Below are 11,391 nucleotides of genomic sequence, written 5' to 3'. Positions count from 1 at the left end.
ACGGCGTGCGGCTGCTCGACGTGACCGGGCCACTGGAGGTCTTCGGCGGAGGCGAACGAGCACGGCGCCGCCTACCGGCTGCGGCTGGCGTCCCTGGGCGGGACCGACGTCCGCACCAGCAGCGGCGTACGGCTCGGCGCCGACATGGCGCCGCGCACCGTGGCAAGCACCTCGTCGTCTTCATGCACCGGCCCGGGGGACAGTCCCAGTTCAGTGTCCGGCTGCGGGCGGCGGGGCGGCAGGGCGGCGGGTTTCGGCGGCTCATGGACGAGGCGAACGTCGACCGCCGCTGATCATTCGCTCCCGCCATGTCGGTGAGATTGGGCCTCAGCGTGCGGCATCTCACCCGGCTGACCCCCATGGTCTACCGCGCCCGCTTCCGGACCACCGGGACCACCGGAACCACGGGAAGCGGGGGAACCAAGGGAATTCGGTCCTGCTGAGGCGGACGGGCGTCGACATTTAATGCGGTATCAGGAAATTTCCGGGCATTCGGCAAAACCCGTGCACCACCATGGTCACCGCGGATAACTTGCGAGGTCGAAGTTATCCGCCGATCAAAGGAACGCGGCTTGGTGTGGTCATGGGCAGAGCTGCCGGCGGCCCGGGTGGTGCGTCTCGACGCCCCGGACCCGGACGCCCTCACGCTGTCCATTGATCCGCTTCCCGAAGACGCCCCCGCGATAGCGACCTACTTCGCCGCCCCGGCGCCTTCGGCGGCGGCACTGGTCGCGGAGGTGCTGTCCCAGCTCGAAACGGCCGCCGCCGGGCTGTATCCGGCATGGCTGCCCGGCGCGGAGGGCATCACGGCCGGAGGAGCGGGAGTGAGCGCCGTCCGCGCCCTCGCGTTCCGGCTGGCGTCGGGCAGCGGCCACTTCGGGCCCTTCCTGGCCCAGCTCGCCGAGACGTCCCTCGCCGGCGCGGCCCGCCGTCCCACCCGTTTCGCTCCCGAGGTGCGCGCCGCCGGGCTGGCCCGCGTGCTCGCCGCCGGCTTCCGCCGCTCGCGCGCGGCGCTCCTCGTCCACGTGCCTCCGGGGCTCACCGTGGCGGAGGAGGAGGCGCTCGTCTCGGGCTGCGAATGGCTGGCGTACCGGGGTGAGCTGGGCATGTGGCTCACCGGCGCCCCGCTGCTCGCCGTCGATCGGGTCGAGGCGATGACAGTACGGCGGCCGGCCACCGAGACGGCCCCGGTCCCCCTCGACGTTCCGCAGACGGCCGCGCGGGCCCTCAGGTTCCCGGCGGTGGCCGGCATGCCGCACCCGGCGAGCAGCGCGGAGAAGGCACTGGAGGCGGCGTTGGCGTCTCGCGAATGGGCCCGTGGCCGGGCGTGGAACCAGACCCACCAGTCCGGCCCGCTCACCAACCCCATCCGGGTGGACCTGCTCTGGCGGGACGAGCGGTGCGTCGTCGAGATCGACGGCCCCGAGCATCGCGTGCGCGGCAACTTCGAAGCCGATCGGCGACGGGACGTGCAACTCCAACTGGACGGCTTCGCCGTGCTGCGCTTCACCAATGCCCACGTTATGACTGACACAGACGCGGTGGTCGTTCAGATCGAACGGTTCCTCCAGGACCGCCGCGCTGGAACGTTCGAAGGATCACGATATGCCTGACCCGAAACTGTCCCTCCCCGAAACAGCGGCGCTCCTGGTGCTGATGCTGGAGGCCCGAGAAGTCTCCAATCTCGACCTCATGGCGCGTTACGGCGTGACGATCAGCGGCAAAGAGCGACGCAACCTGAATGAAAAGAAGCTCATCGAGAGCTGGAAGCAGGGGCGCGCGTTCACGCATGTGCTGACGGACGGGGGCTGGGCTCGCGTGGCCGAGGAACTGCGCGCGGGCACGATCTCCCTCCCGGGTGGGTCGGCCGGCATCCTCGTCCGCGTCCTCGCGGCGGGCATGGGCAACGTCCTGAGCCGAACCGACCTGAGCCTCGCCGACGTTTTCGGTCCCCATGAGGAGCCTGCTTCCGCTGCATCACCCGAGCCCGAGGAGTCCACTGCCTCCGAGCTTGAGACCCGGATCCGCGCCGTCTACGCCCAGCTCGCGGAGAAGCCGGGCGCCTGGGTGAGCCTCACGGAGCTCCGGCCCCTACTCGACGGTGCCACGGGAACGGAGGTCGATCAGGAGTTGCGGCGGATGAACCGCATGCCTGACGTGAACATCATCCCCGAGTCGAACCAGAAAGACCTTTCAGCGAGGGACCGCGACGCCGCAGTGATCATCGGTGACCAGCAGAAGCACCACCTGTCGATCGGGGCATGATGGCGACCGGCGAACTCGGCGCTCTGGCGGCCCTCAGGTTCAACACGGTGATCGCGGCCGATGACGTCTGGCGTCCGTCGCTGTTCCATGTGCGGGCGCTTCATTTGAACATCGCGCAAGCCGTGCTGGACGGTGTGGCCGAGGCGACGGAGAGCAGCGGTTCCAGCCCGATCGGCCTCGTCATCCAGGGGCAGCGAGGCACGGGGAAAACCCACTTGCTGGGTTGGGTCCGCGAGAAGGTCCAGGGGGACGGCGGCTACTTCTTCCTGGTGAGTCTGCTGGACGCCAGGACCTTCTGGGAGAGCGTCGTCGTGTCGCTTCTCGACGGCCTCTCGCGTGAACTGGACGGCGAAAGCCAGCTCAAGATGTTCCTGCGCCGCCTGTCGCAAATGGTCGGAGTGCCGCGCATGGTCCGGCGGGAGGTGATCGGGGACGGGCCGCTGTCCGTGGAAGCCCTCGACACCTTCATCGAGGCGTTATGGCACTTCGACCGTCGTGTGGGCAGGGAAGGCCAGGACACCGCTAGGGCACTGGTCCTGTGCGCATCCACCGATCTCAACGTGCAGGCGATCGGTGACAGCTTCCTTGGATCTCAGCCCGAGGGGGAGCCGGGAGAGCGGGCGAAGTGGGGCATACGACAGGGGCAGAAGTCGCCGCAAGAGATCGTCAGGGATCTGTCCCGCCTCCTCGCCCTTACTGGACCGTCCATCATCGCGGTCGATCAGATCGATTCCCTCATCGCCAAGGCGACCCTGACCGACGACCAGGGGAAGATCGACTGGCGGGAAGCGCTGGAAATCGAGCAGGTGGCCCATGGCCTGATGGCGCTCCGGGAGATGACGCGCCGGACGCTGACCGTGCTGTCCTGCATTCCGGCCACATGGGTGCTGATCGAGAAGTACGCCACCGACACCGTCCAGGATCGGTTCCGGAAGCCCGTCCATCTCAAGACGATTCCCGACGCCGACACGGGTCGTGCTCTCGTCGAGAAACGGCTGGGGGAGCAGTTCCGGGCCGCCGGCTTCCGCCCGCCGTACCCGACGTGGCCGGTGAAGCCGTCCGCCCTCGACGACGCTCCGGGTTTCACCCCACGACAGCTTCTGATCAAGATTGACAGCCATATCCGGTCGTGCCGCCTCAGCGGGGAGGTCACGGAGTTGGCGAGCTTCATCACTCCTGAATCGGTGGAGCCGGATGATCCTTCTCGGGTGGAACCGGTGGGCAGGGAGGATGAGCTGGCCGCCCTTGACGCCCGGTTCGCCCAGCTCAGGGACGCGGCGGACATCTCGGCGGCGATCGACGCCGCGACCGAGGACGCGGTGATGCCGGGGTTGCTGTCGGCCGGTCTCACCGCCTGGATCGCCGAGCAGGGCGAGGCGGGACGGGCGTTCACGCAGGACGCGCCGCCGAGCGCGAAGCCGCCCCTGCACGCCCGGCTCCGGCGCAGCCTGGACGAAGCCACCGAGGACGAGGAGCACTGGAGCTTCCGCGCGATAGCCTCAGGCAACGCCATCGCCGCCCTTCACCGCGTGCGCAGCGCTTCCGTGGCGGCCGGGCTGAACGCCGAGGTCCCCAAGCGCCGGTTGTTCCTGCTGCGGAGGACACCGTGGTCGCCCGGAGCCAAGACGCAGGAGACCATCGCGGCCTTCGAGCGGGCCGGCGGCAGGACACTCCCAATCGCGGAAGGGGATCTCAAGGTCCTCTCCGCGCTCCGGGTCCTTCTGGCCGAGAACCTCCCGCACCTCCACGCCTGGCTCGCCGACCGTAGGCCGGTTCGCCAGGTCACGGTGCTCTCTGAGGCCCTTGGCGACGCTTTGGCCGTTCCGGCCGGACAGGGGTCGGAGCGCAGTCCGGGCACCGGTGAGAACGCCGCCGAGCGGGCTAAGCCGGAGGCCGGCGGAGGTCTCCGGGAAGGCGGTGAGATCGCGCCTCCCGTGGTGGCCACGCCTGGCGCCGGGCCGTACATTCCGGTTGGCGTGGCGATCACGGACGGCGCGACGGTGAGCGTCGGGCTGGAGGCGCTGCGGAAGCACACGGCGATCTTCGCCGGGTCGGGGTCCGGCAAGACAGTGCTGATCCGCCGCCTGGTCGAGGAGTGCGCGCTGCAGGGCGTGTCGGCCATCGTGCTCGACCCGAACAACGACCTGGCGCGCCTGGGGGACAGGTGGCCCGAGGCACCCGCCCAGTGGACGGCGGAAGACGCGGCGAAGGCCGAGGACTACTTCGCGAACACCGACGTGGTGGTCTGGACGCCGCGGCGTGAGGGAGGACGCCCGCTCAGCTTTCAGCCGCTGCCCGACTTCGGCAGTGTCCTGGACGACGCCGACGAGTTCGGCGAGGCGGTGGACGCGGCCGTGGCGTCCATCGCGCCCCGCGTGAAGCTGCTGGCGAACACGCACAAGGCCCACCTCGGGCTGGCGGTGCTCCGGGAGGCCGTACGGCATTACGGGCGTAGGCGCGGGACGGGCCTCAAGGGTCTCGTGGAGCTACTGTCGTCGCTGCCGGAGGGCGTCAGCAGGCTCGACAACGCCGAGAAGATCGCGGCCGACCTGGCCCAGCTCCTCACCGCCGCGATGGTGAACGACCCGCTGTTCGGCGGCGCCGGCACCCCCGTGGACCCCGGTCTGCTGCTGACACCTCCGGCGGGAAAGAGGGCCCGCGTGTCGGTGATCAGCTTCGTCGGCCTGCAGTCGGACAGCCAGCGGCAGAGCTTCGTCAACCAGCTGCAGATGGCGCTGTTCGCCTGGATCAAGAGACACCCGGCCGGGGATCGGCCGCTGGGCGGCCTGTTCGTGATGGACGAGGCGCAGACGTTCGCGCCGTCCGGCGGGATGACGGCCTGCACGCAGAGCACGCTGGCACTGGCGTCGCAGGCGCGGAAGTACGGCCTGGGCCTGGTCTTCGCCACCCAGGCGCCCAAGGGGCTGCACAACCGGATCCCGGGGAACGCCGCCACCCAGTTCTTCGGCCTGCTGAACGTCCCGGTCCAGATCGAGGCCGCCAAGGAGATGGCGCGGGCCAAGGGCAGCGCCATCGCCGACATCGGGAAGCTGAGCACCGGCCAGTTCTACGCGGCCGCCGAGGGCGCGGCGTTCCGCAAGATGCAGGCTCCTCTGTGCCTCAGCCACCACCCGAAGAGCCCGCTGACGACGGAGGAGGTGATCGAAAGGGCGAAGATCTCCCTCTAGCGCAAACCGCAACGAATGCCCGAATTGGTACGGTGAGGGCGATAACTGGCGGTCTGCGCACTTTGGGGGACAGGTGGAGGTCGAGCAGACAGCGCTGCCGGGGATCGGGCTGCGGCACGAGTTCAGCACGCGATACGGGCGGCGGATCGGGGTGGTCTCCCACCGTGCGGGCGGTCGTGACCTGGTCATCTATGATCCCGGCGACCCCGATCGCGCCTGCGAGACCGTCAAGCTGAACGACGTGGAGGCCGACGCGCTGGCCGAGCTGCTGGGCGCGCCCCGCATCGTGCAGCGTCTCAACGACCTCCACCGGGAGGTCGAGGGCCTGGTCAGCCTCCAGCTGCCCATCGCGCCCGGCTCGCCGTACGCCGGGAGGGCGATGGGAGAGGCGCGGGTGCGCACCCGCACGGGCGCCTCGATCGTGGCGGTCGTCCGCGCCGGGCAGGTCTTCGCGAGCCCCGCTCCCGGCTTCCCGCTGGCCGCAGGCGACGTCGTGGTCGTCGTGGGCAGCCCGGATGGCACCGGGGCCGCCGCCGACATCATCGCCAACGGTTAGGTCGCCGGGTGAACCAGACGGCGATTCTCTTTCTTGAGTTCGGCGCGGTTCTGCTGGGTCTCGGTGTGCTGGGGGCGCTGGCCCTGCGCGTCGGCGTCTCGCCCATCCCGCTCTACCTGATCGCCGGACTCGCGTTCGGCACGGGAGGCATCCTGCCCCTGACGACCAGCAAGGAGTTCGTCAGTGTCGGCGCCCAGTTGGGCGTCATTCTCGTGATGCTGCCCCTCGGTCTGGAGTACACCGCCGATGAGCTGGTGACCAGCCTGAAGGGCAACTCCCGCGCGGGGATCGTCGACGTGGTGGTCAACGCCGCGCCCGGGGCGGTCTGCGCCCTGTTGCTGGGGTGGGGCCCGGTCGCCGCCGTGGCCATGGCCGGGGTGACCTATGCCACGTCCTCCAGCATCACCGCCAGAATCCTGTCCGACCTCGGGTGGATCGGCAACCGCGAGACCCCGGTCGTGCTGTCGCTGCTGGTGTTCGAGGAACTCGCCATGGCGATCTACCTGCCCATCCTGACCGCCATGCTGGCGGGGCTGAGCTTCTTGGGCGGCGCGCTCACGGTGGGGATCGCGCTGGCCACGGTGAGCGTGGTGCTGCTGGTCGCGCTCCGCGGCGGGAGGCTCATCCAGGTGTTCATGGCCAGACCCAATCCCGAGGTGCTCGTGCTGAAGATGGTCGGCCTCGCGCTGCTGGTCGCCGGGGTCGCGCAGCAACTGCACGTGTCGGCGGCCGTGGGGGCGTTCCTCGTGGGCATCGTCCTGTCCGGAAAACTGGCCGAGGACGCTCAGGCGCTGCTGATCCCGATGCGGGACCTGTTCGCCGCCATGTTCTTCGTCTTCTTCGGTCTGCAGACCGACCCGGCCACGATCGGTCCGGTGGCCGGGCTGGCGGCGCTGCTCGCGCTGGTCAGCATGGTCACCAAACTGGTCACCGGGGCGTACGCCGCCCGGAGGGCGGGCATCGCGCGGGCGGGGCGGGTGCGTGCCGGCATGGCGCTGATCCCGCGCGGCGAGTTCAACATCGTCATCGCGGGCCTCGCCGTGACCGCCGGAGCCCATCCCGATCTGGGGCCGGTCGCGGCGGCGTACGTTCTCATCCTCGCGGCCTTCGGCCCGCTGGCCGCCCGCCTGGTCCAGCCGTTGATCACCGCGATCGCCAAGCGGGCCTGATCTCTCCGCCGCCACGCGGGTAGGACCATCGGCGTGGCGGACAAACTGGAGCCTTACCGAGGAAAGCGCGACCCCCGGCGCACGCGTGAGCCGATCCCCGAAGAGGGGCCGCTGCCACACGGCGACGACGACACGTTCGTGATCCAGGAGCACCACGCGCGGTCTCTCCACTGGGACCTGCGGCTGGAGCGCGACGGCGTGCTCGTCTCCTGGGCGATTCCGAAGGGGCTGCCCCCGGACCCCGGCACCAACCACCTCGCCGTGCACACCGAGGACCACCCCATCGAGTACGCCCGGTTCGAGGGCGAGATCCCACAGGGAGAGTACGGCGGGGGCACCATGACGATCTGGGACCGCGGGAACTACGAGACCGAGAAGTGGAGCGACCGCGAGGTCAAGGTCGTGCTCCACGGCTCCCGCGCCTCGGGGCGATACGTGCTGTTCCAGACGCGCGGCCGGAACTGGATGATCCACCGGATGGACCCGCCGGACGGCTCGTGGGAGCCCGCCCCCGCGTCGCTCGCTCCGATGACGCCCGTGACCAGGGCCAAGGTCCCTCGTGACGTCGACCGGTACGCCTGGGAGTTCGCCTGGGGAGGATCACGCGCCCTGGCGTACATCGAGGGCGGCAGGCTCACCCTGCGCTCCGCCGACGGGGCGGACATCACCGGGAAGAACGGCTGGCTGCGGGCGATGGCCCCATCGTTCGGGAGCCGGGCCGTGGTCCTCGACGGAGAGATCGTCACTCTGGGCGGAACGCCGGTCTACGTCTGCTACGACGCGGTCTACGACGACGGCAGGGTACTGCTGACCGAGCCGTACGAGCGTCGCCGGGCCACGCTGGACGAGCTGGCGATCGGCGGCCCGCGCTGGCAGACCGCCCCGAGCTGGCCGGGACAGGCCCAGGCCGTACGGCGGGCGGCGAAGGAGCAGGGCCTCCCCGGAGTGGTCGGCAAGCGGCTGGACTCGCCGTACGAGCCGGGCGAGGAGTCCCCGTCCTGGGTCTTCGTCCCCGTATAGCTCCCGGCCCCGCCGCTCCCGTCCATGCCTAGCTCGGCTCTCGACGCCGGTCGCCTCGTGCGCGGCGCGACCCGGCGGCCTGGCGCGCCGGGTTGACCGGCTAGGATGCGGGGACGAATGAGGGAAAACCGCTTCCGCGCCGCGGTGTGACGCGTGGTCGGTATGGGGGAAGCCGCCCGGAAGTCGAGCATCATGATCGCCGTGCCACTCGCGCTGCTGGCCGCGGCCTGCAACGCCGTCGCCTCCGTGCTCCAGCGCCGGGCCGCCCGCACCGCGCCGGCGAGCGAGGCGTTCCGGCTGGCCCTGATCCTGGACCTGATGAGGCGTCCGTCGTGGCTGGGCGGCATTCTCGCCCTGACCGGCGGCTTCGTCTTCCAGGCGGCCGCGCTGGGCTTCGGCGGGCTCTCCCTGGTGCAGCCGCTGCTCATCACCGAGCTGCCCATCGCGTTGGTCCTCGCGGCGTGGACGTTCCGGTTCCCGGTCCGGCCGGTGACGTGGCTGGCCGTCGGCCTCCTCACCTTCGGGCTCGCGATGTTCCTGATCGCGGCCGGCCCGGCCGAGGGGCACGACGTCCCCGAGACGTACGTATGGTGGCTGGCCGCCGTCGTGACTGCGGGGCTCGTCGGGGTCCTGGTCGCGACCGCGAGGCTCAGCTGGGGCGAGCCGCGGGCGGCGCTACTGGGCGTGGCGGCGGCGCTCGCGTTCGCCTTCACCGCGGCGCTCATGAAGGAGACCATCCGCATCCTGACCGAGGACCCGCCCGCCGTGCTGACCTCCTGGCTCTTCTACTCCATGGTGGCCGCCGGCCTGTGCAGCGTCTTCCTGCTGCAGAACGCCTTCCAGAGCGGAACGCTGGTGGCCGTCCAGCCCGCGCTGACCGTGACCGACCCCGTGGCCAGCATCCTGTTCGGCGTGGCACTGTTCGGCGAGGACGTCCGGTCGGGTCCGTGGGTCGTGCCTGAAGCCGCCGGGATCGGCCTGATCCTCTACGGCAGCGTCCTGCTGTCGCGGTCGACCGCCGACCTGGTGCGGGCCCAACGGGTCATTCAGAGCGGCAGCCGAGAAGAGACTCGGCGGAGGCAGAGCTGAACAGCGCCGATCCCCGGGCGACCCGCCGGTCGCGCTCGGGGGTCCCGTCGAGCCGATCGAGGGCGGCGAGCAGCTCCGCCGCGCTCATGGCGTAGTCGCTCAGCCCCGCCGCGGCCATCGCGCGGGCGCCGTCCCGGCCATGCCCCGGGATCGGGCGGTAGGACACGACGGGCACGCCCGCCGCGAACGCCTCCCTGCAGGTCAGCCCCGCCGCGTTGTCCACCAACGCGTACGCCGACGCCAGCAGCTCCGGCACGTCGTCCCGCCAGCCGAGGGCGATGCCATTCCCGGACCTTTGGAGCCGGTGGCGCAGGGCGTCGTTGTGCCCGCAGAGCACGACGGGCACGTACCGCCCCGAGCCCGCCACGACCCGCGCGGTCTTCTCGACGTCTCCCACCCCCCAGGAGCCCGCCGAGACCAGCACCAGCCGGTCGCCTGGATCCGCGCCGATCCGTGGCATGATCCGTTGAGGATCGGCCCGTTCTGGTTCGGCCCGTTCTGGTTCGGCCCGTTCTCGATCAGCCCGTTCTCGATCAGCACGTGCCGTACGGAACTCGGGGCGTACGACGGGCGCGTGGAGATGGGCCGGGCGGCCGGTCGCGGCGGTCACGGCGAGCGCCGAGGCGGGGACGGCGCACAGGTACCTGTCATTGCCCCGATGCAGCCAGAGCCCGTGGACGGCGAAGTCGGTCACGAGGACCGTGCTGGGGACGGGGAGCCTCCCACGCCCCCGCAGGTGCCCCGCAGCCTGCGCGGCCAGGTGAAAGGTCGAGACGACCTCGGCGGGCGGGCGGCGGCGCACCAGCCGCCGCAGCCGGTTCGCCGCCAGCACCGTCAGCGGCGACGCCGGGCCGGGCCGGCCGTCCGGCGGGCCGGTTGTGAAGAAGACGCGGTAGATCAGGGCGTAGAGCCAGGGCGCGGAGCGCATCATCCACCCGTACCAGCGGCGCAGCGCGGGCCCGAGCCGCATCGGCAGCAACTCCAGCACGTCGGCGACCTCCACCTGGACGCCGCCTTCGGCGAGCCGCCTGGCCAGCTCCACCGCGACGCCGTCGTGCCCGGCCCCCATGCTCGCGGTCAGGATGAGCACCCCACCCCGCGCCGGTGTCGCCGGCCGCGTCCCGGACACTTGAAGGTGATGAATCGCCTCGCGCTCGGGATCGCCGGCATGGCGCTGCTGCACGCCGGCCCCGCCGCCACCTGGCTGCCCGCCGTACGGCGCGGGCTGCCCGGTCTCGCCGGTGTGGGAGCCCGGGACCATGTCGCGCTGACCTTCGACGACGGGCCCGGCCCCGAGTCGACCCCCTGGTTCCTCGACGAGCTGGCGCGGCTGCGCTGCCGGGCCACGTTCTTCGTCCTGGGCGAGATGCTCGAACGCAGCCCCGCCCTCGGCCGCCGCATCGCCGAGGAGGGTCACGAGATGGCGGTCCACGGCTGGCGGCACGACAACGCGCTCCTCACCCGCCCGGGCCGGGTGACGGCCGAGATGGGCCGGGCCGCCGGCCTCGTCACCGCCGTCACCGGCGTCCGCCCGGTGTGGTACCGGCCGCCCTACGGCGTCCTCAGCGCCGAAACCCTGGTCGCGGCCCGCCGCTGGGAGCTGCGACCCGTCCTCTGGACGGCCTGGGCCAAGGACTGGACGCGCTCGGCCACCCCCGCCTCCGTGCTGGCGACCCTCGGACCCGGCCTGCGCGGCGGGGCCACCATCCTGCTGCATGACTCTGACCACACCTCCGCTCCCGGCGCGTGGCGGTCGGCGCTCGGAGCCCTCGGGGAGCTGGTGGATCGCTGCCGCTCCGCCGGGCTGCGGGTCGGGCCACTGTCTGATCACGGCTACCTCGCTTGACCGCGTCTCTGGGTGGCTTCTCAGGCCGCCGTACCCCGTTTCCTTCCCGAGGTCAGCCGCGCGCGTGCCTGGGAGGGGGCGCGCTTGAGGGCGGCAGGCTTTACTCCTGGCCCGCTCCGCAAACGGAGGAGAAAGGCACGTCCGCGTTTGCGCCGCGTGACGGGGAGAACCCTCTGGTCATGTCCCGGAGAGGGCGACCAGTCGCGCGAGATAGCCCTTGCGCGGAGTCACCCGCGTAAAAGCCCATGGGCGTGGTGT

General features: G+C 71.1%; 9 protein-coding genes and 1 pseudogene. 9 read left to right on the top strand and 1 reads right to left on the bottom strand.

Annotation, left to right across the window (positions count from 1 at the left end; translation table 11 throughout):
• The 8 genes and pseudogenes from N5079_RS29140 to N5079_RS29105 all read left to right on the top strand — a co-directional run.
• Nucleotides 1–293, top strand: a pseudogene (locus tag N5079_RS29140) (hypothetical protein); the annotation flags it as partial.
• A gap of 282 nt (nt 294–575) precedes the next feature.
• Nucleotides 576–1,613, top strand: coding sequence for an endonuclease domain-containing protein (locus N5079_RS29135; protein WP_261587351.1), 1,038 nt, complete (start codon nt 576–578; stop codon nt 1,611–1,613).
• Complete coding sequence (locus N5079_RS29130) at nt 1,606–2,265, top strand: hypothetical protein (RefSeq protein ID WP_261587350.1); 660 nt, start codon at nt 1,606–1,608, stop codon at nt 2,263–2,265. Before N5079_RS29135 ends, N5079_RS29130 begins: the two co-directional genes overlap by 8 nt.
• A complete protein-coding gene (locus N5079_RS29125; protein ID WP_261587349.1) occupies nt 2,265–5,453 on the top strand; it encodes an ATP-binding protein in 3,189 nt (1,062 codons plus the stop codon). The genes N5079_RS29130 and N5079_RS29125 overlap by 1 nt, the downstream gene beginning before the upstream one ends.
• 73 nt (nt 5,454–5,526) lie before the next feature.
• Nucleotides 5,527–6,009: a cation:proton antiporter regulatory subunit gene (locus N5079_RS29120; protein WP_261587348.1), complete on the top strand. Its 483-nt coding sequence runs from the start codon at nt 5,527–5,529 to the stop codon at nt 6,007–6,009.
• An 8-nt stretch (nt 6,010–6,017) separates the two neighbouring features.
• Nucleotides 6,018–7,178: a cation:proton antiporter gene (locus N5079_RS29115; protein WP_261587347.1), complete on the top strand. Its 1,161-nt coding sequence runs from the start codon at nt 6,018–6,020 to the stop codon at nt 7,176–7,178.
• A gap of 33 nt (nt 7,179–7,211) precedes the next feature.
• Complete coding sequence (locus N5079_RS29110; RefSeq protein ID WP_261587346.1) at nt 7,212–8,198, top strand: DNA polymerase ligase N-terminal domain-containing protein; 987 nt, start codon at nt 7,212–7,214, stop codon at nt 8,196–8,198.
• A 201-nt stretch (nt 8,199–8,399) separates the two neighbouring features.
• Entirely contained in the window at nt 8,400–9,287 is an 888-nt protein-coding gene (locus N5079_RS29105) for a DMT family transporter (RefSeq protein ID WP_261587345.1), read from the top strand.
• Here the strand turns inward: N5079_RS29105 and N5079_RS29100 are convergent.
• Nucleotides 9,241–10,416 (bottom strand): MGDG synthase family glycosyltransferase, encoded by a 1,176-nt coding sequence (locus tag N5079_RS29100; RefSeq protein ID WP_261587344.1) that lies wholly within the window; start codon nt 10,414–10,416, stop codon nt 9,241–9,243. The two genes, N5079_RS29105 and N5079_RS29100, sit on opposite strands and share 47 nt — an antisense overlap.
• 9 nt (nt 10,417–10,425) lie before the next feature.
• Between N5079_RS29100 and N5079_RS29095 the strand changes: the two genes are divergently transcribed.
• A complete protein-coding gene (locus N5079_RS29095) occupies nt 10,426–11,133 on the top strand; it encodes a polysaccharide deacetylase family protein (protein ID WP_261587343.1) in 708 nt (235 codons plus the stop codon).
• Nucleotides 11,134–11,391 lie beyond the last annotated feature (258 nt).

It is taken from the genome of Planotetraspora sp. A-T 1434 (assembly GCF_025420585.1).
In the GTDB taxonomy this organism is placed as follows: Bacteria; Actinomycetota; Actinomycetes; order Streptosporangiales; family Streptosporangiaceae; genus JAOEGB01.
This window is presented reverse-complemented; position numbering and strand designations above follow the sequence as displayed.